The 23147-nt window shown below is 62.5% G+C and carries 24 protein-coding genes and 1 tRNA gene; 12 read left to right on the top strand and 13 right to left on the bottom strand.

All coding sequences use genetic code 11. The features are described 5' to 3' along the window. Window positions 1–221: 221 nt before the first annotated feature. Both AB1402_06975 and AB1402_06970 read right to left on the bottom strand, forming a co-directional pair. Complete coding sequence (locus tag AB1402_06975; GenBank protein ID MEW6541337.1) at window positions 222–1163, bottom strand: DUF4367 domain-containing protein; 942 nt, start codon at window positions 1161–1163, stop codon at window positions 222–224. Next, window positions 1153–1731, bottom strand: coding sequence for an RNA polymerase sigma factor (locus tag AB1402_06970; GenBank protein MEW6541336.1), 579 nt, complete (start codon window positions 1729–1731; stop codon window positions 1153–1155). The genes AB1402_06975 and AB1402_06970 overlap by 11 nt, the downstream gene beginning before the upstream one ends. A gap of 438 nt (window positions 1732–2169) precedes the next feature. On the opposite strand from AB1402_06970, the gene AB1402_06965 reads away from it, so the two are divergent. Then, on the top strand, window positions 2170–2436 hold the full coding sequence (locus AB1402_06965; protein MEW6541335.1) for a hypothetical protein: 267 nt from the start codon (window positions 2170–2172) through the stop codon (window positions 2434–2436). Window positions 2437–2477: 41 nt separating this feature from the next. On the opposite strand, the gene gap is transcribed toward AB1402_06965, so the two are convergent. Continuing rightward, entirely contained in the window at window positions 2478–3476 is a 999-nt protein-coding gene (gap, locus tag AB1402_06960; protein ID MEW6541334.1) for a type I glyceraldehyde-3-phosphate dehydrogenase, read from the bottom strand. Window positions 3477–3733: 257 nt separating this feature from the next. On the opposite strand from gap, the gene AB1402_06955 reads away from it, so the two are divergent. From AB1402_06955 to AB1402_06930, 6 genes are all read left to right on the top strand, one after another. Next, window positions 3734–5971 (top strand): adenosylcobalamin-dependent ribonucleoside-diphosphate reductase, encoded by a 2238-nt coding sequence (locus tag AB1402_06955; protein ID MEW6541333.1) that lies wholly within the window; start codon window positions 3734–3736, stop codon window positions 5969–5971. Between the two features lie 237 nt (window positions 5972–6208). Further along, on the top strand, window positions 6209–7174 hold the full coding sequence (locus tag AB1402_06950; protein ID MEW6541332.1) for a SpoIID/LytB domain-containing protein: 966 nt from the start codon (window positions 6209–6211) through the stop codon (window positions 7172–7174). A gap of 287 nt (window positions 7175–7461) precedes the next feature. Continuing rightward, entirely contained in the window at window positions 7462–7704 is a 243-nt protein-coding gene (locus tag AB1402_06945; protein ID MEW6541331.1) for a FeoA family protein, read from the top strand. Window positions 7705–7706: 2 nt separating this feature from the next. Next, window positions 7707–9779 carry a ferrous iron transport protein B gene (gene feoB / locus AB1402_06940; GenBank protein MEW6541330.1) on the top strand — a complete coding sequence of 691 codons (2073 nt, stop codon included), beginning with the start codon at window positions 7707–7709 and terminating at the stop codon, window positions 9777–9779. Window positions 9780–9868: 89 nt separating this feature from the next. Beyond that, window positions 9869–10267, top strand: coding sequence for an iron dependent repressor, metal binding and dimerization domain protein (locus AB1402_06935; GenBank protein MEW6541329.1), 399 nt, complete (start codon window positions 9869–9871; stop codon window positions 10265–10267). A gap of 170 nt (window positions 10268–10437) precedes the next feature. After that, window positions 10438–11475, top strand: coding sequence for a tetraprenyl-beta-curcumene synthase family protein (locus tag AB1402_06930; GenBank protein ID MEW6541328.1), 1038 nt, complete (start codon window positions 10438–10440; stop codon window positions 11473–11475). On the opposite strand, the gene AB1402_06925 is transcribed toward AB1402_06930, so the two are convergent. Next, complete coding sequence (locus tag AB1402_06925; protein MEW6541327.1) at window positions 11472–13148, bottom strand: Na/Pi cotransporter family protein; 1677 nt, start codon at window positions 13146–13148, stop codon at window positions 11472–11474. The two genes, AB1402_06930 and AB1402_06925, sit on opposite strands and share 4 nt — an antisense overlap. Window positions 13149–13577: 429 nt before the next feature. On the opposite strand from AB1402_06925, the gene AB1402_06920 reads away from it, so the two are divergent. After that, window positions 13578–14345: a carbohydrate deacetylase gene (locus AB1402_06920; protein ID MEW6541326.1), complete on the top strand. Its 768-nt coding sequence runs from the start codon at window positions 13578–13580 to the stop codon at window positions 14343–14345. A gap of 9 nt (window positions 14346–14354) precedes the next feature. Here the strand turns inward: AB1402_06920 and AB1402_06915 are convergent, their stop codons facing one another. The 3 genes from AB1402_06915 to AB1402_06905 are packed head-to-tail and all read right to left on the bottom strand — an operon-like array spanning window position 14355 to window position 16110. Further along, window positions 14355–14918, bottom strand: a complete 564-nt coding sequence (locus AB1402_06915; protein MEW6541325.1) for a VWA-like domain-containing protein — start codon at window positions 14916–14918, stop codon at window positions 14355–14357. Beyond that, window positions 14858–15220: a hypothetical protein gene (locus tag AB1402_06910; GenBank protein MEW6541324.1), complete on the bottom strand. Its 363-nt coding sequence runs from the start codon at window positions 15218–15220 to the stop codon at window positions 14858–14860. Before AB1402_06910 ends, AB1402_06915 begins: the two co-directional genes overlap by 61 nt. Before the next feature lie 11 nt (window positions 15221–15231). After that, window positions 15232–16110: a hypothetical protein gene (locus AB1402_06905; protein ID MEW6541323.1), complete on the bottom strand. Its 879-nt coding sequence runs from the start codon at window positions 16108–16110 to the stop codon at window positions 15232–15234. 551 nt (window positions 16111–16661) lie between these two features. Here AB1402_06905 and AB1402_06900 point away from each other — a divergent pair. Together AB1402_06900 and AB1402_06895 are read left to right on the top strand one after the other, a co-directional pair. Continuing rightward, window positions 16662–17504 carry a fumarate hydratase gene (locus AB1402_06900; protein ID MEW6541322.1) on the top strand — a complete coding sequence of 281 codons (843 nt, stop codon included), beginning with the start codon at window positions 16662–16664 and terminating at the stop codon, window positions 17502–17504. Between the two features lie 42 nt (window positions 17505–17546). Continuing rightward, on the top strand, window positions 17547–18107 hold the full coding sequence (locus AB1402_06895) for a Fe-S-containing hydro-lyase (protein ID MEW6541321.1): 561 nt from the start codon (window positions 17547–17549) through the stop codon (window positions 18105–18107). Between the two features lie 11 nt (window positions 18108–18118). Here the strand turns inward: AB1402_06895 and AB1402_06890 are convergent, their stop codons facing one another. The 4 genes from AB1402_06890 to AB1402_06875 all read right to left on the bottom strand — a co-directional run bounded on the left by AB1402_06890 (window position 18119) and on the right by AB1402_06875 (window position 19623). Further along, window positions 18119–18547: a hypothetical protein gene (locus tag AB1402_06890; protein MEW6541320.1), complete on the bottom strand. Its 429-nt coding sequence runs from the start codon at window positions 18545–18547 to the stop codon at window positions 18119–18121. 63 nt (window positions 18548–18610) lie between these two features. Further along, window positions 18611–19060, bottom strand: coding sequence for a DUF3795 domain-containing protein (locus AB1402_06885; protein MEW6541319.1), 450 nt, complete (start codon window positions 19058–19060; stop codon window positions 18611–18613). A 57-nt stretch (window positions 19061–19117) separates the two neighbouring features. After that, window positions 19118–19273, bottom strand: a complete 156-nt coding sequence (locus AB1402_06880) for a hypothetical protein (protein MEW6541318.1) — start codon at window positions 19271–19273, stop codon at window positions 19118–19120. A gap of 265 nt (window positions 19274–19538) precedes the next feature. Continuing rightward, window positions 19539–19623: transfer RNA gene (locus AB1402_06875), tRNA-Leu, on the bottom strand. A 364-nt stretch (window positions 19624–19987) separates the two neighbouring features. Between AB1402_06875 and AB1402_06870 the strand changes: the two genes are divergently transcribed. Continuing rightward, on the top strand, window positions 19988–20371 hold the full coding sequence (locus tag AB1402_06870; GenBank protein ID MEW6541317.1) for a recombinase family protein: 384 nt from the start codon (window positions 19988–19990) through the stop codon (window positions 20369–20371). A gap of 171 nt (window positions 20372–20542) precedes the next feature. Beyond that, window positions 20543–21244 carry an endonuclease III domain-containing protein gene (locus AB1402_06865; GenBank protein MEW6541316.1) on the top strand — a complete coding sequence of 234 codons (702 nt, stop codon included), beginning with the start codon at window positions 20543–20545 and terminating at the stop codon, window positions 21242–21244. A 2-nt stretch (window positions 21245–21246) separates the two neighbouring features. Here AB1402_06865 and AB1402_06860 read toward each other — a convergent pair whose 3' ends face one another. Then, window positions 21247–21438: a hypothetical protein gene (locus AB1402_06860; protein ID MEW6541315.1), complete on the bottom strand. Its 192-nt coding sequence runs from the start codon at window positions 21436–21438 to the stop codon at window positions 21247–21249. 178 nt (window positions 21439–21616) lie between these two features. Further along, window positions 21617–23116, bottom strand: coding sequence for a metallophosphoesterase family protein (locus AB1402_06855; GenBank protein ID MEW6541314.1), 1500 nt, complete (start codon window positions 23114–23116; stop codon window positions 21617–21619). Window positions 23117–23147: the final 31 nt, after the last annotated feature.

Here is a 23147-nt window from a genome sequence, read left to right as displayed (position 1 = left end):
TAAAAAAGTCACGCCCGGCTTTGTCAGGCTGAGCCTGTTTCAGTGCTCACGAACCAGCCGGTACGCTCCGCGCCGATCCGACCCACGGCGTGGGTGCCCCACGCGGGTGCCCCGCGCAGGTACCCCGGCTTCGCCGCATCAAGGCGTGCTTGTTTGTCCGTTAAGCCTCTCTTAATCGGCCTTACCGTCCGCTTTCCGGCCGGCGTGCTCCCGGCCCGGGCTCAGAGCGCTTCCGCGATTTCTTTCATCTGGTTTGGTGAAAGCTGCCCCCACATCCTGAATACAACTTCGCCCTCAATCCACTGGATGACGCACCATTCTTCCCCACGGACGACGATCTTGCCGGGGAACCCGTTTACGGTCACCCGCTCGGAAACGCCGTCCAGTATGGGCGGTTCATCAAAGGCATGACCGTTTTGCTGCTGCTCGACACGCAGATACTTGCCTTCCGGGTGATCGTAGTACAGGATCACCTTGCCGGTCTCCACGCTGTGTGCCTCATAGGTGATATCGGCCAGCCGGAACCGTTCCGGCAGCAACCGGGGGAACCTCACCGGGTAGGGCGCCGCCGCTTTTACCTCGTCGATGGTGAGGCCGCGCCGGACGGCAGGCTCTCCATCGACGGTCCGGAGCTCCGATTCGGGCGGCGCGTCCTGGGTTTCGACCGGCTCACTTCCCGCGGGCGTCTCCGGAAGAGCCGCCTTCATCGGGTCTGCTTCCAGTTGCGGCGCTCCGGGCGCGGGATCGGCCGGTTCGCCGCCGCCGGTGCTGAAGAGTAGAGCCCCCCCCTTTTCGTCCGGCGCGGTCGAAGCCAACCTTTCCTCGGCAGTGTCTTTCGCCACCTCGGCCTTTTCGGCCGGAGGGGCTTTTTGCGTCAAAGCAACCGGGGTGAACAACCGGCCGGCAATACCCGTCAGTTGCTCGGAAAAGGCCAGAGGTGCCACCAGGATGGCCAGCATCAGGCAATAGGCGGCCAGGCCCAGCCTGGAGAAGGACCAGGGACCCAGGTTCACCCAACCTGCACGGCGGGGCTTGGCGTCCAGATGCCGGCGAAGGCGCTGCCACTGCGCGTCAGGCCGGGACTCGGGGGCCGAGGCCATACGGTGTTGGACCGCCTTGCGCATCAATTCGTCCCAACTGTCTTCACTCCATTTACTGGACACCTGGTTCACCTCCTTCCGGTTCCGGTTCGGCGAATCCGGATTCCCGGAGCACGCTCTCCAGCACCGCGCGGGCTTTCCGGAGCCGGGTCTTCACCGTGCCCTCCGGAATATTCAGGGTTTCGGCAATCCTCTTGGTGGTCATTTCAAACTGGTACTTGAGCAGGATCACGTCTTGGTACTCGGCGGCCAAGCCGCCGATCGCGGCGCTGATCACCGCGTGTTCCTCCCGGGCCACCACTTGGAATTCCGGCAACTCTTCCCGGGGGGCGGGCAGATGGACGTCCTCCTCAGAAGACCACGCCTGCCGGCGCCGGCGCCTTAACTCGTCGCGGGCCTGGTTTACGGCGATTCGGATCAGCCACGATTCGACCCGGGAAGGGTCCTTCAACTGCTCAATTTTATCATAAGCTTTCAGAAAAGTATTTTGGACCACGTCCTCTGCCAGCATGTGATCGTGCGTAACGAAGTAAGCCGACTTGTAAACCGTCTCGCGGAACTGGTTGAACAGTTCCTCGAGGGTCTGGATGTCGCGCGCCATCAGTCTTCGTTTCAGCAGTTCAAACGCCATTCGCCTATTCACCCGGAGATTGTTTCGTGGTGGGACGCGCAAAATCCTGTTTTTGACGCGGCGGCGACAATTGCGCGTCCGGTCGAGGTTTTCGGGTGCCGGCGTTCCTTCTCAAGGCTGCCTTTACAGTTCAAGACGTTGCCGGACCGTTTTTGGTTCTAGCCTAGAGAATCAAGTAACTACCAAGCCGGCCCGGAAGTATCGGGCCCTGATTGCTCGATGACTGGGAATTGCCGAGGGATTCGCTCACGACGATTCAGCGTTGCTCAAGCGGGAAAGAAATCAAGGCCTGTTGGGGGGAGTATTGGGACGGCAGGTTTGGATGCCGGCCGGAGTCTTTGGCTTTCGGCTTATCTGATGGCAAACAATGGCCGGAGTTTTGACCGCCGGTTCGATACATAATATATCGGTAAACAGACAGAAAAGGAGAGGAGCATTTTGATCGGCAGTGACCTGGTACGGGGAATGATCAAGCTCTACCTGAACGGGTACCTGTCTTACGAGGAGATTTCGGGTTGGGCGGCCAACAAGTACAGGAATACGGAGTTCGTTGCCGACGCCGGGGAGGCGGACAGCGAGGTCCTGTTCGACGTGTTGTCTCAGATGATGGAAGGCAAAGACGGAGGCCGTCGCCTGGATACCGAGGATTTCGAGGGCTTTCTGGAGCGGCTTGACCACGAGCGTGGCTTGAGCGTTTATGACTGAAGCGGGGACGGTGCTCGATGCCCGTCCCCGGCTCATTGCGGCTACCTCGCGATGTGGGCCGCCAGGTCCAACATCCGGCAGGCGTAACCCCATTCGTTGTCATACCAGGACACCACTTTGACCAACTGATCGACTGCCGCCGTCAACAGCCCGTCCACAACGGAGGAGTGGGTGTTTCTGATGATGTCGCAGGAAACCACCGGGTCCTCGATGAAATCCAGGATCCCCTGCAGGGGCGGTGTCTTGGCGGCATCGCGCAAAACGGCGTTGACCTCTTCGGCGTTGACCGGGGTTTCCACCTGGAAAACGGCGTCCAGCACCGAGACCACCGGAACGGGCACCCGGAAAGACAGTCCCTCAAAGTGCCCCTTATACTCGGGTAGGACCAGGCCGACGGCCTTGGCGGCGCCGGTGGTGGTGGGCACGATGGAAAGGGCGGCCGCCCGGGCCCGCCGCAGGTCCGAATGCGCCGAGTCCAGCAGCCGTTGATCGTTGGTGTAGGCGTGGACGGTTGAAACCATGGATGAACGGACCCTGAAGTGCGACCCCAGCACCTTGGCGATCGGGGCCAGGCAATTGGTGGTGCAGGAAGCGCCGGACACCACCGTGTCCGTGGCCGGATCGTAATCCTGCTCGTTCACCCCCATCACGATGGTCCGTCCCGGACCTTTGAGCGGGGCGGTGACCACGACCCGGGACGCCCCGCCGGCCAGGTGCCGGCCGGCCTCCTGGATGCTGCGGAACCTTCCGGTGGACTCGATTACCACGTCTACGCCGTACGCTCCCCAGGGCAGCTCCTCGGGCGCGGACTTGCCGAAAACCACCGTTTCCTCGTCGTCCACCCAGATCCGGTCGCCGTCGACCCGGAGCTTGGCTTTCAGGTTGCCGTGCGCCGAGTCGAATTTGAGCAGGTGAGCCAGAGTCTTGATATCCCCCAGGTCGTTGACGGCCACCACCTGGACGCCGGGGTGCCGGCGGGCGATCCGGAAGATGCAACGCCCGATGCGCCCGAACCCACTGATACCGATTCGCAAGGTCATTTGCCCGACTACCTCCTCATAATAAGTATGTTTCACACTGTTGATGGGGATCCGGCATTGTTGAAGAAATTGTAACATTGAATTTGAAATGAGACCACCGTCTTTGGTTTTGTATTTCGCTAAATTCTGATGACCAGATTCAAACACCGCTCCGGAGGCGTCCTGCAAAGAATTGACAACGGCGGGCTCAAAAGAGAATAATTAAGGAGTGAGAATCAGACCCGGCCATTATAGAGAAACAGGAGGCGTGCGCTGGTATGGTGGAAATCGCCCAACTCAGTGACAGTGGCCAGAAAGTATTTGCAGCCCGCTACGCGGCAAAAGACGAGCAGGGCCGGGTGACCGAGACCTTTGAACAAGCGGTTTGCCGTCTGGCGCGGACCACCGCCCTGGCCGAGAAGCCGGAAGACCGGGCCGCCTGGGAAGAGAAGTTCGCCGCTTCCATCGGCGGCCTGCTTTTTGTCCCCTCAACGCCCATTTGGGCGAACATCGGGAAAACCGACCGCCCCTGGCAGCCGGGGGCCTGCTTCGTGCTGGCCGTCGACGATTCCCTGGAGTCCATGTACCAGACCCTCAAGGACACGGCGATGGTATTCAAGTCCGGCGGCGGAGTGGGCTACAACTTCAGCGCCATCCGCCCGCGGGGGGCGATGGTGCGGTCCACCAAGGGACAGGCTTCGGGCGTGGTGGAATTGATCCGCCTCTACGACGCCTCCTCCGGCATGGTGATGCAGGGCGGCGTCCGCCGGGGCGCCTCCATGGGCATTTTGAACATCGACCACCCCGAGATCATGCACTTCATCAACAGCAAACGCGGCGGGGACATCACCCACTTCAACCTCTCGGTGGGAGTGACCGGCGCGTTTATGGAGGCCCTGGAGCGGGACGAGGAGTGGCCGCTGGTGTTCAACGGGGAGGTGCACCAGACGGTACGGGCCCGGGAACTCTGGGACCTGATCACCGAGTCCGCGCACGCCTGCGGGGACCCCGGGATTATCTACCTGGACCGCCTGCAGCGGGACAACCCGGTTCCGGCAAAGGAAATCAACGCCACCAACCCGTGTGGCGAACAGCCGCTTTCTCCCGGGGAGTCTTGCCTGCTGGGCAGCGTGAATCTCGCCCGGATGCTGAAAGCCGGCCCGGACGGGTACGTGGTGGACTGGGAACTTTTGCGCGACACGGTGCGGCTGGGGATCCGTTTCCTGGACAACCTCATCGACACGGCCGAGTACCCGCTGGAGTTCATCGCCGAAGCCACCCGGGCCACCCGCAAGGTGGGCCTGGGGTACACCGGCCTGCACGACCTCCTGATCAAGACGGGCCTGGCCTACGATTCGGAAGACGGCCGCCGCTTCGCGAGCACCGTGTTCAAGGCGGTGCAGGACGCGGCGCTCGCCTACTCCCGCGACCTGGCCGACGAGCGGGGCTGTTTCCCGGAGTGGAAACGGAGCGTGTTCCACCCCCGCGAGAAGCGGCGCAACGCGGCCTGCATTACCGTGGCGCCCACCGGGAGCGTGACCACGATCGCCGGTTGCGAGGGCTACGGCATCGAGCCCATTTTTGCGGTGGCCTACACGAAGGACACCGACGTGGCCGGTTCGTTCGAGGTATTCTCGCCGTTGTTCCTGGCGGCCTGTGAGCGGTACGGGGTGGCCCGCGAGGTGATGTCCGAGGTGGCCCGCCGCGGCGGCTGCCAGGGCGTGGAGGGGGTGCCCGCCGAACTGGCCCGGATCTTCAAAGGGGCGCAGGAAATCAGCCCGCGCGACCACATCCTGATGCAGGCCGAAGTGCAGAAATACGTGTGCAATGCAGTTTCGAAAACAATTAATTTGCCGAATTCGGCCACCATTTACGACATCGAAACCTGCTACCGGCAGGCCTATGAACTGGGGCTCAAGGGCATCACCGTTTTCCGGGACGGCTGCAAGCAGGGCGTGGTGACGGTGGGGCGGAAGAAGCGGGAACCCGTGCCGGGCGAGTTGGCCCGAGGCGAGATCATGCCCCGGCCGGAGAACGCCCAGGGGGTCACGCACCGGCTGGACTCCGGATGCGGCAAGATCTACCTGACCGTGAACTACCACCCCGCGACCGGCGAGATCCTGGAGACGTTCATCACCACCGGTTCGGACGGGGGCTGCCTGATCTACACGGAAGCCACTTCGCGCCTGATCAGCCTGGCGATCAGGGCCGGAATAGGGTTGGAGGAGATCATCGGGCAGCTCCAGAGCACGCACGCTTGCCCGTCCTACCAGTTGGCCCGCGGACGCGGCCGGCAGCTTTCTCCGGGCAAGTCCTGCGCCTCGGCTATCGCCCGTAAACTGGTCGAGATCCAGGCGGACTTGGCCCGCCGTTGCAACGGGGGTGAGGCGCCCGCGAAGCGGCCCGCCGATCCGGACGCCGACCTCGAACCGGACCGCTGCGAGATCTGCGGGCTCCGGATGAACCGGGCCGAGGGCTGCTACGTGTGCCCGCACTGCGGGTTCGCCAAGTGCTAGCCTCCAAAAATGGTGGTCGGTGGTCAGTGGTCGGTGGTCAGTAGTCGGGGACTACTGACGGCCGACGACTGACGGCCACTATAAAGTCGGGGCCGGGGCGCTTTCTCAAAAGCCTGGGGGAATTGTAGCCAGAACCGGGGTAACCGGTTCTTTTCTTTTTCGTCCACCCGCCATTATTTGCCTAATTACTACCCCGTCTTTTCTCAAACAATAAGGGTTAAAAGGGGGGTGGAAAGAATGCCGATGGTGGACAAGTACAAAAAGCTCTGGCCGATCGGGGCGGTGATCCTGGCGCTGGTGATCGGAGGCGCGATTTTTGCCTGGACCCAGATGCGGACGCCGCGAATCCCGCCCGAGATCGCCCGGGGGGAACGCCAGGTGCCGGTGCTCCGGGTTTACGATGTCGAAGCCAAGCAACTCCGGGATATGAACTTTGAGGACTACGTCGCCGGAGTGCTGGCCGGAGAGATGCGCAACGACTGGCCGGAGGAAGCCCTGGCCGCGCAGGCCATCCTGGCCCGGACCTTCGCGCTGAAGTTCATCGCCGAAAAAGACTCAAGGTATGAGGGCGCGCACATCTCCACCGACATCGAGGAGGCCCAGGCCTGGAACGCCGCCGAAGTGAACGACCGGATCCGCAGGGCGGTGACGGAAACCCGGGGCGAGGTGGCCATCCACCGCAACCGGTTTATCAACGCCTGGTTTCACGCCCACGCGGGCGGGGAAACGGCCACGGCCCGGGAGGGTTTGAATTGGAAAGGGCGCGAGCCGCCCTACATCCAGTCCATCGATTCGCCTGATTCCGACCAGGCGCCGCCCGACGACGCCAACTGGACGGCAACGTTCTCCAAAGCCCAGGTAGCCCAGGCGGTCCGCACCCTCGGGCAGGACCCGGGGACCGTCGACCGGGTTGAGGTGGTCAAGCGGGGGCCTTCAAACCGGGTAACCCGCCTCCGGGTCGGCCGCGCGGAGGTGCCGGGAGCCGATTTCCGGACCGCCATTGGGAGTACCCAGCTCAAATCGATGCGCATCCAGTCGATTCAGGTGGCGGGCGACCAGGTCACCTTCCGGGGTTCCGGCTACGGGCACGGGGTCGGCATGAGCCAGTGGGGGGCGTTTGAGATGGCCAACCGGGGCACACCGGCCAGAGACATTGTCCAATACTACTTCAACGGCATCAGGATCGAGAAACTCTGGGAATAGGCGCCGGGGGAAGCGTCAGCCTGCACTATTTTCAGCAACGGTCGGCGGCGGAATCGAGAAACTCTGGGAGTAGGCACTGGGGGAGAGGGAGCGGAAAACGCGCACTCTCCCCCGGTCCGCTTCAAACCCTCGTCATCCACGTACTAAAGCATCATTCACGCCGTCCCGGCGCTGACAAGCTACCTTTTGGGCTCAAAACCATAACATAGCTATTAGGAGGCGTTTGGTTCGGGATAAGATGTTTACCTTGGGCTAAGCGGCAAATCGGAGGAGGCGGCAGTCAAAAAGTGAGTGATGCACGGCGGATCACGCTCAGCCGGTTGGGTGTCAGACGGAAAGGGATAATCAAACAGGTTTTGGGTGGGCCCTGGTGTCAACGGCTGCTGGATCTGGGACTGGTTCCGGACACCCCGGTCGAAGTCCTGCGGCGGGCACCCATGTCCGGTCCGGTGGCGTGCAGGGTACGGGGTTTTTGCATCGCCCTGAGGAGTTCGGAAGCCGACCAGATCCTGGTGGAAGAGGTGCAGTGAGCGTGCGCGATTCTCAGGTCAGGGACGGAGCGCCCGCCGCCGGACGGCGGCACTGTTCGCTGACCATCGCCCTGGCCGGAAACCCCAATATCGGCAAAAGCACGCTGTTCAACGAACTAACCGGCTTGCGGCAGTACGTGGGCAATTGGCCCGGCAAAACGGTGGCCCGGGCCGAGGGTTACCGGAGACACCGGAACGAGTGTGTCCGGCTGGTCGATTTGCCGGGCACCTACAGCCTCCTGTCGACCTCGCCGGATGAAGTCATCGCCCGGGAGTGCCTGTTGAGCGGTGAAGCCGACGCGGTGATCGCCGTGGTGGACGCTACCAACCTGGAACGGACGCTGTACTTCGTGCTGCAGTGCCTGGAGATTCACGACCGGGTGCTGGTGGCCGTCAACATGATCGACGCCGCCGAACAAGGCGGGCTGAAAATCGACACCGCCGGGCTTTCCCGGCTTCTGGGAGTGCCGGTCGTGGCCATCGCCGCGGCGCGGCGCAGGGGCTTGGATGAACTGCTGCTCCGGGTGGTCGATCTGGCCCGTGGTGACCACTTACCGCCCAAACGGGATTTCTACGGACCGGCGGTTGAAGAAGCGTTCCAGCGGACCGAGAGGGCGCTCGCCGCCTGCGGCTTGCCCGATGAGGCCGGGGATGGTCCGCCGCGGCGCTGGCTGGCCGGACAATTGCTGAAGGGGAACACCGATGCGCTTGACGGGCTGGATCCGGTGCGGCGGGAAGAATTGCGGCGCGAAACGGACTTGATCAGGGCTGCGTATCAGGGGGACCTGAGCACCGACCTGGCCCGGGAACGGTATGAGTTTGTCCACCGGGCCACCCTGGAGGTCATCCGGAGGGACGGACGCGAACGACCGGATTTGACGCAGCGCGTTGACGAAATCGTGACCCACCGGTGGTTCTCCTTCCCGGTGATGCTGGCGGCTCTGGGCGTGATCCTCAGTATCACCATGTTTGGGGCCGAACCGATGGGTGCGGTGCTGGAAGCGTTCTTCGTGTGGTTGGCCGGTGCGGCAGCCGTGTTTATGATCACGGTGAACGCTCCTTATTGGATCGCCGGGCCGCTCGTGGAGGGGGTGATTGTCGGCGTTGGCGCGGTGGTGTCGGTGATGCTGCCCACGATGGCCATATTTTTCGTTTTGTTCGCCCTGCTCGAGGACAGCGGGTTCATCCCCCGCATTGCGTTCAACATGGACCGGCCGATGCAGGCCGTGGGTTCACAAGGCAAACACTGCCTGACCTGCATGATGGGCTACGGCTGCAACATCCCGGGGGTGATGTCCAGCCGCATCCTGGAGGGGAATCACCGCTTGATAGCCGTAATCACCAACAGCCTGATCCCCTGCAACGGGCGCATTGGAATCATGCTGCCCCTGGCTTTGCTGTTTTTCGGGGCCCCCGGCATCCTGGTGGTGAGCGCCCTGTTCGTGATCAGCATGGGCACGGTAATGGCGAGTACGTTTTTGCTGAGCCGCAGCGTATTAAAAGGACCTTCCCCGACCTTCGCGATGGAGCTTCCGCCGTACCGGAAGCCGCAGTTCGGCCGGGTCATAATGCGCACCGTTCGTGAACGGGTGCTTCACGTGCTGGTGCGGGCTGCTTCCATAGCCGCGCCGGTTACGGTCCTGATCTGGTTCATGGGCAATTACCCGGCCGGAGCAGGCTTTGAGCACACCCTGGCCGGGCGCTTGGGCGCCGTCTTGGAACCGGCCGGCCGCTTCCTGGGCCTGGACGGAGGCATCTTGACCGCCATCCTGTTCGCGGTCCCGGCCAAGGAAATTGTGATCGGAACGCTGGCCATCATGAACGGGTTGGCCGCCAATCTGTCGGGGTCGGCCCTGCTGGAAGGGGTGTTGGCCGCCAACTGGACCACCCTGACGGCTTTCAATTTCCTGCTGTTCTACATGCTTTGCATACCCTGTGTCTATACGGGGGTGACGATTTACCGGGAGACCAAAAGCGTCCGGTGGACCGCCTGGGCGATGCTGCTGCCGCTGTCCTGGGGGATACTGCTCACCTTTACCGCCCACCGCGTGGGGATTTTCCTGGGCCTTGGCTAGGCGCTGTTCCGGGCCGGACTGCTGCCGGCCCTGCGGTTTTTCGGTTGGTTTGTTCCGGCTTCTGACTTCTATTTTAGGGGTGGACGGCTTTGCTGACCTATACGATGGAGGACTACGTGGAAACCATCTACCGGCTGCAGACCCGCCGCGGGTACGCCTGCGTGACGGATATCGCCGGCTGCCTGGGGGTGAAGCCGCCTTCGGTGTCCCGGATGCTGGGCAAGCTGGCCCGGAAAAACCTGGTGGTATACGAGAAATACCGGGGTGTGGTGCTTACGGACGAGGGGCTTTTAGTGGGGCGTTTTCTCCTGGAAAGGCATCTCCTGTTGACCAGGCTCTTGGAGGTAATTGGTTTGCAGGACGCCAGTGAAAAGATGGTGGAAGGGATCGAGCACTTCATCAACGCGGAAAACCTGCGGCGGGTCAAGTATTTCCTGGAGATGGCGGAGCAGTATCCGGGAGTTTTCGCTGGCTCCCGCGCAGAGTAAACCCTTCGGGTTTAGAGTCCTTGATCAGTCCCGGCAGGTGTCCGTTGGGCACGAATTGAATTGTAGGTTTTAGACGGGCATATTCCCGGATTGGGCTCGGAAAACTAGGGTGATGAAGCTTCGGCCGGGGAGGAGTGGGTGTGTCGCCAGCCAGGAGATTCTCGGCACAAATGGCCATCATCAGCCGTTTCGTGACGATGGTGCTTCCCGACGTGGACCGTGAACTGGCGCAGTGGCAGGCCAGGATCGGAGGGTGCCCGCAAACGGAACTGGCCCGGCAGGCCGCCTGCAGCATCCGCCTGAAGCGTTTTCACGCGCAGGGGGGCAGCGTGTTTGCCCTTGCGGCCGGCGGATACCGGCGGGACCTGGTCCGGCTGATTGTCGCCCTGCAAACCATCAGCGACTATCTGGACAACCTCTGCGACCGGGCCGGCTGTCAGGACCGGCACGCCTTCCGTATGCTCCACGAAGCCTTCCTATGTGCCGTCGACGACCAGCGCAGCATCCCCGACTTCTACGAACGCTATCCCTTCGGCGGTGACGGCGGTTACCTGCGTTCCCTGGTGGATGTCTGCCGCGGGGTGACGGCCAACCTGCCCGCCTACCGGTTGGTCCGGGAAGACGTGCTGAGGCTGGCCGGATTGTACTGTGACCTGCAGGTATACAAGCACACCGAACCCTGGGCGCGGGAGCCCCTGCTGATTTCCTGGTTCAACCGGCACCGCGCCCGCTATTCGGGCATCGACTGGTGGGAATTCGCGGCCGCCACGGGCTCCACGCTGGGCATTTTCGGCCTGCTGGCGTCCGCGACGCGGCCGGAACTGGAGCGGCGGGAGGTGGACGCGCTGGTGCAGGCCTACTTTCCATATGTCTCGGGCCTGCATATCCTGCTGGACTACTTTATCGACCAGGAGGAGGACCGGCAGGGCGGGGAGCTGAACTTTTGCGCTTACTACCGCGATCCCGAACTGTGCGGCCGACGCCTGCATCACTTTCTGGCCGAGAGCATGGAGCGGGTGTCAAAGCTTAAACCGCCCGTTTTCCACCGTACGGTGGTGAAAGGCCTTTTGGCGCTGTACCTCTCGGACCCGAAGGTGCGGCGCCAGGGGCTGGAGCCTGTTTCGGAAATGCTGTTCACGAGCGCCGGGACGGACGCCCGGTTGATGCACCGCGTGTGCCGGAGCATGCGCCGGATCGGCCTGATCTAGGAATCCATGACCTGCTCGGATGCGGCCGCCAAGCCCTCCTCCGCCGCCGTTTCCCCCAGTACTTCCTCCGCGATGGCCAGCGCGATATTCCGTACGTGCTCACTGATGCGCAGGTAGGCGTTGATCAGGTCCAGATGTATGGAACTGGTGGCCTCGGATTTTTGCACCCCGATGCGGAGACGGTGGATGTGAAACTGCCGCAGGCTCCGCTCCATGGATACGATCTTCGGCTGCAGCTGCACCGCCAGCCGGGCCAGGTGGGCATTGCCGGTGACCAGCGCGGTCGCGGTTTTCTCCATCAGGTTGCATACCCGCTGGTGCATGATCGTCAGTTCTTCCCAACCCGACTCCGAAAAGTCACAGCCCCCGTGTATCTTACACTCGGCCAGGTGGGCGATGCTTTTCTCGATGATGTCGCCGATGTGTTCAAGGTCGGTGATGATGTGGATCAAGCCCATAGCCCGGCTGAACTCCTGCCGGGAAAGGGGCTGGCGCAACACGTTGGCCAGGTAGCTCTTGGTCGCCCGGGATAGGTTGTCGACCTTCTCCTCGGCGTAAAGGATGGTTTCCAGGAGGTCCCGGTCGTTCTTCTCGAACACCTGGTTGGCGTTCACGGTCATGTTGTGCACCAGGTCGAACACCCGGACGATTTCCCGGGTGGCCAGCCCCAGGGCCAAGGACGGGCTGGAGGTGATGAGTTCCTCGTCCAGGTACTTGGGCCGCATGTCCAGGGGGCAGGTCTCCTCGTCCGAGCGGATCCGGTTCAAGAAGGCGGCGAACTGCCCGGTGAAGGGCAGGAACAGGAACGCGATCGTCAGGTTGAAGAAGGTGTGCACGTTGGCCACTTGACCGGCGATGGAACCCGTGATGAGCACCATCAGGTGGGCGAACTGGTTCACGAATGGCAGAAACAGGAGTACACCCACCACTTTGAACAGGAGGTGGGCGATGGCCACCCGCTGGGCTTCCCTTGACGATCCGAGGCTTGACAGCACCGCGGTGAAAGAGGTGCCGACGTTGGCCCCGAACAGGAGATAGACGGCGGCGTTCAGGGTGACCAAATCCTGCATGGCCATCAGCATGATGATCCCGACTGCGGCGGCACTGCTGTGGATCAGGAAAGTGAAGAGCGCGGCGGCGAGGACGGCCAGGAGAGGGTACGCGCTCATGGTGGCCAGCAGGCTGACGAAGACGGGCTCGTCGCGCAGGGGGTACATCGCGTCGCCCATGATCTTCAAGCCGAGGAAAAGAAGGCCGAAGCCCAGGAACACCTGACCGATTCTGCGGTAACGGTCACGCTTGGTGAAGAAGATAATGGTGGCCCCAATGCCTACTATCGGGAGGGAGATCTCGGTCACCTTGAGGGCGATCAGCTGGGCGGTCACCGTCGTACCGATATCGGCGCCCAGGATTACCGGGAGAGTCTGTTTGAGCGACATCACCCCGGCGCTGGCCAGACCCACCAGGAGAACGGTGGTGGCGGTGCTGCTCTGAAAGAGGATGGTCACGGCCGCCCCGACGGAGAGGCCGACGAAACGGTTTTGGGTCAGGGAGCTCAGGATATTGCGCAGTCTGTGGCCGGCGATCTTCTGCAGGCCCTCACGCAGCACGAACATGCCGTAAAGCAAAAGCCCCATGCCGCCCAACAGGCCGAAAATCACCGTGACCCACACTGAGGAACACCCTCCCTTCCCTGATGTGAAGAATAGCACAAGCAGGAAACCCCGAGAAGAACCGAGAAGCTAATGAAAGCGGGGATGCCCCCTCAAGACCCAGTCAACTGAAGGTGGCTGACCGGCAATCGCCGATTCGACACAAGTCGGCTGTTCTAAGCATTCTATCCGTTAATCCGGGACTCGTCAACCGGCCGGTCAGTTTGCTAAAGCAGGTACTTGTTCACGGAGGTCAGCAGGGGGCCTTTGATCTGATGTCGGCAACCAAGTATGGGATGCGCCCGTCGAAAGATGGAAGGACAAAGCTTCAAACTTGATCAGGGTTCCAGGGCGGCACCCGGGGTTTCTCCCCGGGTGCCGCCCTGGTGCGGGTAGACTTTTGCGGTTGATGATATAATCAGGCTAGACCGGGTTAGGGAGCGTGAGGCCATGAACCTGATTATCAACGCTGACGATCTGGGGGTCACCGCCGGTGTGAACCAGGCGATACTGCTTTGCATGCGGCGCGGGATCGTGAGCAGTACCAGCCTGATGGTCAACCAGGACGGCACCGCGGCCGCGATCCAGTACCTGCGGAGCGGCCTGATCCCCCGGACCGGAGTGCACCTGTGCATCTCGGCGGGACGGCCGCTTCTGCCTCCGGGCCGGATTCTCTCACTGGTTGACGAGCACGGGTTTTTCCACCGCCCGAGCCGGTATGCTGAACTGGAGATCAACCCTCTGGAGATTGAAAGGGAGTTTGAAGCGCAAATCGAAAAGGTACTGTCCGGAGGGGTGACGGTCACCCACCTGGACACCCACCACCATATTCAGCGCCACCCGGTGGTGCTGGAGGCTCTGATCACCGTCGCCGGCCGCTACGGCCTCCCGGTGCGCCACCTGGACCCGGTCATGCGTGACCGGATCCGGGAGCGGGGCGTGGCCACCCCCGACCATTTTTGCGGTGAGTGGATCGGCCGGGCGGCCTCCCGTGAAAACCTATGCCAAATGATTCTGCAGGCCCGGGAAAACGGTCACCGGCTGGTGGAACTCATGACCCATCCCGGTTTTGCAGACGCCGCCTTGCAGACCAGGAGCTCCTACGTCGGTGAACGGCAGAAAGAACTGGCTGTTCTGTGCGCCCCGGAAACCCGCGATTGGCTGGCGTCCGAGGGGGTCACCCTCAGCAACTACTCCGCCTGCCGAACCAGGCAATGACCGTTCCGGTTAGTGGAAGTGGATGATCCGGGTGTGCGGGAGATGCGGCCGGCGGTCGCTGGTCAAAAAGATCAGGCCGGCGGCCTTTCTGGACACCGTCTGGTAGAGCTTTTGGGTTTCGGCGTTTTTAAGGTCGCCGATATGGCCGTCCGAGATAATCACCACCACGTCCTGGGTCCGCATCCGCCGCTGCAGATGGCCCAGGGCCGGGGCCAGCACGGTGCCGCCCCCGCCCCGAAGCCCCGAGTGAACCCGCGCTTGCACCTGCCCCGGAGTATGCATCTTGATTTCCGGATAGACTGCGGCATCCCAGGGCAACACCCGCAATTCGCACCGGAAGAGCCGGGAAAGGGCCCAGACCTCTGCCACGAACTGGGCCAGCGCCCTTTGGGTGATTGAACCGGAACAGTCCACCAGGAGGCAGTAAACCTCATCGCTGGAGGCGCGGCGCAGTTCCTCGACGCTGATGGGCACGTTCCGGGCCCACAGCATTTCCCGGACCACGGGAGCGGTCACCGGGTTGTCGGCGGCCTCGTGATAGCCGTGCCGGAAGAGCATTTCGTTGACCACCATGTCCGGTCCGCCGCCACGTTGAACAGCGCCCGGTCACGCCCCTGAGCCGTCCACGGATGGCGGAAAGCGAGGTGCAGGGCCTCGTGCACCAGGACAAAGGTCTTGGTCTCACGGTTGCGCAGTTTGCCCCAAAACTCCGGATTAACAATGGTCTCCCCGCTGGGCGTGGCCAGCACGGTGCGCACGCCTTCACTGACGGAAATGCGCATTTTGCTCAACAAGAGGGCCAGGTAGGGCGTCCTCAGGAAAAGCAGCGCCTTCAAATCCTCCAGTTCCACGCGGATGGCCTGCGTATCAAGCATCGGGCCCACCGCTATCCCAGTAACTCGCCGATCGCGGCGTAGGCCTGCATGACCGGCTCGGATTGGGCACACATCTCCAGGAAAAGAGCATCGTTCCACGGATGACTCAGGTGGCTGGAAATCAAATACCAGAGCAGGGTCAGGTACTCGCGGCTCTGTCCGGCCATCACGTCCAGGAGGGGGACGCAACCGGTTGCGTGGGGCCGGAGCAGCGCACGGGCCTCCATGATATCGCTCCCGGCCGTGCCGCCGGACACGGCCGAGACCGCGGCGACCAGCCCCTGGCCCACGACCACTACGCCGATGTAGCGCTGGTCGACATCAAGGGCGGCAAAGAGGGTGGGGTCTTGGACAAAGGTTTCGTAGGCGGGGACGTTGTACTCCAGGAAGGCAAAGAACTTCTGCCCGACTTCGCGGCCGAGGGCGGCGGTGCACAAAGCCCGCAGCGCCGGGCGGTCCAGGCCGGCCTCAACGGCCGCCGGCAGGTCGCGGGCCAGGCTGGTGTAGCTTCGCGGTGTCGGGTAGCTCTCCAGCGTTTCGCCCTCCGCAGGAGCCCGGCAGAAGTCCTGCGGGAAACGCTGGAGATAGGCGAACACGTGCTTGTGACCGCCGGGATGGTTGATGTTCATCCAGCGCATCCACTGCTCGATCCGGGGCGGTTCGACCGTGATCTGGTACACGCGGTTTAAGAGGGGGGCGGGCAGCGGGTTGGCCAGGACACTGTCCTCCGGCCGGTTGTCGGCGGCGACCACGTGCACGCCGGAGCCAAACCCGACAAAACCGGCGGCCCGGTCCTGGATGAGTTTGTAGGCTGCGGCGAGCACGTCGGGCCGCTGAACATTGGTAAGCTCATCCAGGAAGAGGATCCCCGGCACTTCAGCCAGCAGCACCGCCCACTGCGGCGGATGGTATACGAGTTGCCGCCGTTCCCCGATGCTGATGGTCGCCGGGCGGCGCCCCGGAGCTGAAAATCCGGCCCTGAGCCCGTCCTGAGCAGCAGTTCGGGACTGCAGTTCGGGTGTCCCAGGGCCAGATGCTGTAGCCAGAGACTCGGGCTCACCGTGAAGGAGCGCAAGACCGCGGCGACGTGCGGGGCTTCCACCATAAGGCAACACCTTTATTAGTGTATTAGCCGAGGGTTGTCAAACTATGCAAATTTGCAAATTTTGTGGCGATTTGGAAAAAACACCGCAGGGGCTGGCGATACATTCCCCCCCCCCACGGGATGAAGATGGTCTCGTATCTTAACAATTACGGCGGGCGGACAGTTCCTCCACCGCCGGTACTATCGGCGGCGGAAGGACCAACCACCGAACGGCACCGGTTGTTGCAGGGTAAGCAGGTGAGTGTAAGGTTTAAGCAGTGGGGGCTGGCCAGCGGCCGGTCCCCCGGGTTATAATAAACCCGCGTTATAAATACCCGGGTAAAGAAGGAAGTACTAGTGCGCACCCTGGACTGCAAAACGGTCGTTGAAGTGACCTCCCGCCTCTGCCGGGAAGCAAACTGCGTGCTCGAACCGGACGTGGTCGCCGCCCTGGAAATGGCCCGCCGGGAAGAAATTTCGCCAACCGGAAAGGACGTCTTGGGACAGCTCCTCGAGAACGCCCAAATCGCGGTCCGTGAAGAAATACCGCTCTGTCAGGACACCGGTATCGCCGTGGTCTTTGTGGAGGTCGGCCAGGACGTGCGGCTTGTGGACGGCAGCCTGGAGGAAGCCGTGGTCCGCGGTGTGAGAGAGGGCTATGAGCAGGGTTACCTGCGCAAGTCGGTGGTGGCCGACCCGCTGAACCGGGTCAACACGGGCGACAATACCCCGCCGGTCATCCACTGGCGGGTGGTTTCCGGCGACCGCCTGAAGATCTCGGTGATGCCCAAGGGCGCAGGCAGTGAAAACATGAGCGCCCTGAAAATGCTCAAACCGGCCGAAGGGCTGGACGGGGTCAAGCGGTTCATCCTGGAGACGGTGTCGTCGGCCGGGCCCAATCCGTGTCCCCCGCTGGTGGTGGGTGTGGGTCTCGGGGGAACCCTGGAGAAGGCGGCTTTGCTGGCCAAGGAGGCGCTGCTGCGCCCGGTGGGGACCAAAAACCCCGTTGCTGAACTGGCCGGGCTGGAGGAAAGCCTGCGTGTTTTGCTAAACGGGTTGGGCATCGGCCCGATGGGGCTGGGGGGCCGCGTCACAGTCCTGGCCGTCCATATTCTGACCTATCCCACCCACATCGCCATGCTGCCGGTGGCGGTGAACCTGAACTGTCACGTGGTACGGCACAAGACGGCCGTACTCTAGTGCCGGTTCCGGGACGGCCGTCCCGGTGAGGAGGCCTTTGGAGTGTCCGATCCCAGACGCATCATTCTCCCGTTGACCGATGAACTGGTGGCCGAGTTGCGGGCCGGTGACCGGGTGCTCTTAAACGGCACGTTGTTGACGGCGCGGGACGCGGCCCATATAAAGCTGGTGGCGCTGATTGAACAGGGTGCTCCGTTGCCCGTGGATTTGTACGGCCAGGTGGTGTACTACGTTGGACCGTCGCCGGCCCGTCCGGGCCGGGTGATCGGCGCCTGCGGTCCCACCACGTCCGGGCGCGTGGATTCCTACACGCCCGCTTTACTGGCCCAGGGCCTGAAAGGCATGATCGGCAAAGGCTTCCGTTCGCCGGAGGTGATCGCCGCCTTAAAGGAGTACCGCGCGGTTTACTTTGGGGCGGTGGGCGGCGCCGGTGCCCTGCTTTCCAGATGCGTGCGGGCGGCACGGGTGGTCGCCTATCCGGAACTGGGGCCGGAGGCCGTGCACGAGCTGGTCGTCGTGGACTTCCCGGCGATCGTGATCAACGACATATATGGCGGTGACCTGTACCGCGAGGGACGCCGGCAATACGCGGTCAACGATTGAGGCGGGGGGTTTTAGCCTCCGCGGGCGAAAAGAACTTCGATGATTGAAAAGTAGCCCGGGAGTTCGACGTCGCGCTCCGGGAAGTCCACCGGCACCAACTCCGACTCGGAGCCGACCAGGAAGCGGCAGTTGAACTCGGTCCGCGGCCACACCGCACGGTGTCCGGGGGCGAAGGGAATCCTGGCGGTCACCTTCTGCAGGGCCGCCAGGGAATAGGCGCGCAGTTCGATCTGCACGGCCGATACGGAAAGCACCAAGAGCTTGGCGTGGCTGCAGACGTAGTATTTGGCCAGAAACGACCCGTCCAGTTGCTGAATCCGGGCGGCCTCGTACCAGCAGAACATGCCATCCCGGGGAAGGGAGCGGGCCAGGAACTCCTTGACCGCCGGACCTCCATACCACCTCCCGGCAGCTTCCAACAGGCCCTCTTTTTGCTGCATGCGGCAAGTCACCTCTTTTTGCCCAGTCCCTCCGCCTGGTATGGCACCCCACCGTTTACCCCATCAGTAGCGCGGTTTCTTCTTCTGCTCGTGGTAGTAGGCCTCGACGCCGATCTTAGCCATGCGGTCGTTCATCCACCGCCAGCGCCGCAGCAAATCCGGATCGAATTGATTGCGTTCACAAGGGTACTCGGCACATTGATAACAAAAATCCACGCCCTGCTCCCGAAAACAGGTCTTGGCGGCGCAGGGAGGAAAACGGCCGCCCCCGGCCCGGCAGCCGGGACACGAGGCAGCGGCCATCATGTTCAGTAATTCCTGGAACCGGGCATAATCCTGAAGGGCGGAGACAACTCCGCACAGCCGGGACGCCACCGGCTCAAAGTTGCCCAGGCGATCCAGGAGGGCGGCCGCCAACGCCTTGATCTCGCCCCCGGCATAGCCGAAGCAGCGCGCGCAGTCCAGACCGCAAGGAGCCAACTCCTGCAGAATGATGGCGTAGTCCGTCTTCACTGTCTCCCTCCTTTCCATATGGGGCTCCCGAGCTCCGGCGGGGCTTTGGCGGAGAGCCTACCGGCCGAAGTACCATAGAAGCGCCACCAGAACCACAACCCCGGCGTACAGGAGGACTCTGACGCGGTCCTGTGCTCTTTTCCTGGCGGCAAGTTCCTTTCTGCGGCGTTCTTTGCCGTTCTCTTTGTACCAATCCCGGTCATGAATGCCCATTTCCGAGGACTCCTTAACCTGATTCCGGTAGGGCCTTGTAACTCTGATTCGCTGACTGCCGCCCGATTTCAGTGAACCGGTTTGCTTTCCAAAAGAAATGTTCTACATCCGGACACGTGTTCCTTTAGCCGCCGAAAAAGCAACTTGACCATGTTCGGGCGAACGCCGAGAACCGGTCCGAACCTTTTCCCGGCCATTTGCCGCAGGACCCCGGAAAGCCAAAAGTCAGGGCGGCCTCTCACCCTGACCATTCAGTGCATGGGATTGGTGTCGGAGGGGGGACTTGAACCCCCACGGGAGTACCCCACACGCCCCTCAAACGTGCGCGTCTGCCATTCCGCCACTCCGACGTTTTGTATGCTAGTAACAGTTTAGATGCCGGGAGGCGGTTTGTCAAGGCGGGCCCCGGCTGCGCACCGGCCGTGCCGGACCGCCGCGGAATTGCGGGCACTCCGCCGGTGGGTTCGTTAAACCGATTGGGAAACGAAAACGCAGAGCAGAATAGAAAAAGTTAACTGCAAAGATTCGGGGCTCAATCCGGTCCGGTGCCCAAGCTCCTTCCGTATATTATTAGCAAAACTCCAGCTTTGGCGGCGGCTGTCGCCGGCATTGCAGCAATAAGTTAGCGGAAAAACCAAAGATTTGGCATTGCATTTACCCCAAAGGACTGTTAATTTGGGGACAACCGGAACGAGTTGAAAAGGAGTGCGAGGTATGACGGCCATTGTGTATGCCCGTCGGACCAAACCCTCAACGGATGCATTTTCTTTGGACTCCCAGATCATCGAATGTAAAGACTACGCGTTGAGAGTAGGCTGCACGGAAGTGGAGGTCTTCACCGATGAGGGCCTGTCAGGTTGGACTTTGGATCGTCCGGGCCTTCAGGCGGCCTTGGCCCGGATTGAGGAAGGCGGCGTATCGTATTTCATTTTTTTTGAGTTGGATTGTCTTGCCCGAAGACTCCGGGACCAGATGCTCTTGATCAAGACCCTGGAAGATATGGGACTGCAGGTCGCAGGGGTCCGGACGCCCATTCCCCATCCCGTTTCGCTGATTTGTCTCCCGCAGGGCTATCAGAGCGGCTACAAAATTAACTAGCGGCGCACGTATATTTGGAATACGTAACGGGCACAATCAGGTCATAAGGGTGCGATAACCCGAAGGCAAGTAAAGACTATGAATTTAGTTCTCCAAAGCCTGAAGTTCATCGCACCCTTGTTTTTTGTGTTATAGTAGCGGGGAGACCTGACCCCGGACCGGAGGGGGAGCTTGCGGGAGTTTCTGCGGGAAGTCTACGAACGGCTGTACGCGCACTTCGGGCCGCGGCGCTGGTGGCCGGCGGACTCGGCCTTTGAGGTGATTGTGGGCGCCATCCTGACCCAGCAGGTGTCCTGGAAGAACGTAGAAAAGGCGATTGCCAACTTAAGGGCCGGAAACGCCCTGTCGGTAAGGATGATTCTGGCCCTTCCGCATGTGGAGCTTGGTCTTTTGATCCGGCCCACCCGTTATTACAACCAGAAGGCCCAGCGGTTGAAAGATGTCTGCCTGATGATCAACGAGGAGTCCGGCGGGGACACCATGCGGTTTCTCCAACAGGAGCCCGGATCCTTGCGGCGGCGGCTGCTGGCGGTGCGGGGGATCGGGAGGGAAACCGCCGACTCGATCCTGCTCTACGCCGCGGGCCGGCCGGTGTTCGTAATTGACCACTACACGCACCGGATTCTGCAGCGCCTGGGGCGGGCCCACGGCCGCGAATCCTATGATGAATTGCAGCGCTTGTTTGAGGCCCATCTCCCGCGCGACCCGGCGCTTTTCAACGAGTATCACGCGCTGCTGGTGGCGCACGGACACCACCTCTGCCTGAAAACCAGCCCGCGCTGTCCGGAGTGCCCGCTGGCCGATCTCTGCGCGTACGCGCCTCAAGCCGCGCCGAAAGGCGGCCTGCCGGTCCGTGGCCCGCGGCCGGTTTAGGGCTAGGCCTTGAGCCTTTCGGAAACCGTCCGGTCGAGTTCAGCGAGCGAAACGCGTTTTCCCAATAGTTGGCCGTCCACCGCGATGTTCGGGGCCGCCGGCGCCTCCCGGTTGCCGCCGTCCATCCGGTCCTGCGGCCGGACTACGTCCACCTGAATGGAGTCCCCATACTTGTCTTTGACTTTCCCGGCCAAAGCTTGAAGGCTCCTTCACGTCGCGCCTGCCACCTGGTTGGAGTAGACAGTGATGTTGACCATGGTCTGGTCCCTCCTCGAAAAATGACAAGTTTTTCTTCCTTATCGTTTCCGGGGACCGGACGGGCTATACGGGGAACGGGCCGCCGGGCGGCCCAGGAAGCAGCTGCCAGAAGCCTTACGGGCCGGTATGGGCGGCCGGGCGGGCCGGCAGCCCTTGGATGGCGGTGCCGTTTTCGGTGTCGGGTGGGCCCATCAGCCGCCGTTCCACCGTAAAGCGGCCCGACAGGGAGTGGTGGGTGATGAAGTCGGCCACTACCGGAGTGCGGTCGGTGCCGTCGAAGTGGATGATTACGGCCGCGTAGGGAATCTCCGAGGCGGACTGCAGCCCGCGCAGGCCGGCGGCGCCGGTGCTGCCCGGATTGACGTGCCAGGAGCCTTCCAGGTTCTCGAAGATGGTCCGGTGGGTATGGCCGCTGATCAGGATCGGTATCTCGCCGGCGAAAGCCCGGGCCACGTCCGGGTGGTGCACGAGCAGGATGTCCGGCTTCGTCTCCGCCCGGTCGAGTTCGTCGCGCAACTGGTCGATCTGTTCCTGCAAAAGCAGGCGCTCCTCGTCGGCGTCCGCGGCCGTCACCGCGTCGCCGTACGCCCAGGGGTCGGGAGAGCCCAATATCTTGAGGCCCTGGACGTCCTCGACCTTGCCGTTCAGCACCCGCCCGTTGGGCAGGCCCCGCACGAAATCTATGACCCCGGTCGAATCGTGGTTGCCTGGGGCGAAGACGTAAGGCACGCCCAAGCCGGCCGGTTTGGCCGCCGCCTGCGCCTCGAGCGGCGAGCCGAAATCGGTCAGGTCTCCGGCATCGAGGACCATGTCCACCTGGAAGTGGTGCACCAGGGCCTGGGTGAAGTCGAGACCGACCGGGTTGTTGTGGATGTCGGCGATCACCAGCACCCGCCGGGTGCTTTCCTCGCTGGTGGTTTCCAGGAGGAACAGGCGGTCCACCTGTCCGGCCAGGATCTGGATGTTGTTTACCAAGAGGTCGGTTTTGTCCTGGAAGTCCTGCAGTTTGTCGAGCAATTGGTCGGCGGTGTGCATGACCCGCGGCGCGGCGGCGATCAATCCGTGATACTCCGGTTCCCGGAAGACCGACCGGTCATAGGTGTGCAGGGTCAAGCCCAGGATGAGCGCGATGAGCAGGGTGCCGGAGACTCCGGCCCGGATGAGGCGGGTCCATGGGGGGCGGGCGAGGGCCCAAAAGACGACAACCGCCCCCAGGGCCCCTGCGGCGGCCTGCCGGGCGGCGAAAGCCGTCAGCGACTGCTGGGATTTGGCCTCAAAGTTATTGATCAGGTTTGAATCCACCTGGGGATACAGTTGCCGGCCGAGAATGTCCGGCCGCACACCCTGGACGGTGATATGGATCTCGACCGGGGTGGAGTGCGTGTCGGCGGTCAGGCTGCCCACCGGCGGAATCTCCAGCACCGTCCGTCCGTTCAGGGCCGGACGCAGCTCGCCCCGAAAGGAGACGCCCTGCACATCGTACACCGCCGGGCCGAAAACGGTCACGAAGAGGACCGCCCCAACAACAACGGCGAACAGTTCGACGGCGGTCAGGCGCCACCCGCGACCGGTGAGTTTGCCGGAAATCCGGGCTATGTACCCGCGCAAGGTCAATACCTGTCCCTTCACCCTCGCCAATCTGCGT

It is taken from the genome of Bacillota bacterium, from assembly GCA_040757205.1.
Taxonomy (GTDB): Bacteria; Bacillota; Desulfotomaculia; order Desulfotomaculales; family Desulforudaceae; genus Desulforudis.
This window is presented reverse-complemented; position numbering and strand designations above follow the sequence as displayed.

What these genes read in the sequence shown, in the direction of transcription:
- AB1402_06970 (MEW6541336.1), bottom strand. Translation starts at nt 1,731, where the DNA reads ATGGCGTTTGAACTGCTGAAACGAAGACTGATGGCGCGCGACATCCAG.
- gap (MEW6541334.1), bottom strand. Translation starts at nt 3,476, where the DNA reads ATGACCTTGCGAATCGGTATCAGTGGGTTCGGGCGCATCGGGCGTTGC.
- AB1402_06955 (MEW6541333.1), top strand. Translation starts at nt 3,734, where the DNA reads ATGGTGGAAATCGCCCAACTCAGTGACAGTGGCCAGAAAGTATTTGCA.
- AB1402_06950 (MEW6541332.1), top strand. Translation starts at nt 6,209, where the DNA reads ATGCCGATGGTGGACAAGTACAAAAAGCTCTGGCCGATCGGGGCGGTG.
- AB1402_06930 (MEW6541328.1), top strand. Translation starts at nt 10,438, where the DNA reads ATGGCCATCATCAGCCGTTTCGTGACGATGGTGCTTCCCGACGTGGAC.
- AB1402_06920 (MEW6541326.1), top strand. Translation starts at nt 13,578, where the DNA reads ATGAACCTGATTATCAACGCTGACGATCTGGGGGTCACCGCCGGTGTG.
- AB1402_06915 (MEW6541325.1), bottom strand. Translation starts at nt 14,918, where the DNA reads ATGGTGGTCAACGAAATGCTCTTCCGGCACGGCTATCACGAGGCCGCC.
- AB1402_06910 (MEW6541324.1), bottom strand. Translation starts at nt 15,220, where the DNA reads ATGCTTGATACGCAGGCCATCCGCGTGGAACTGGAGGATTTGAAGGCG.
- AB1402_06890 (MEW6541320.1), bottom strand. Translation starts at nt 18,547, where the DNA reads ATGCAGCAAAAAGAGGGCCTGTTGGAAGCTGCCGGGAGGTGGTATGGA.
- AB1402_06880 (MEW6541318.1), bottom strand. Translation starts at nt 19,273, where the DNA reads ATGGGCATTCATGACCGGGATTGGTACAAAGAGAACGGCAAAGAACGC.
- AB1402_06870 (MEW6541317.1), top strand. Translation starts at nt 19,988, where the DNA reads ATGACGGCCATTGTGTATGCCCGTCGGACCAAACCCTCAACGGATGCA.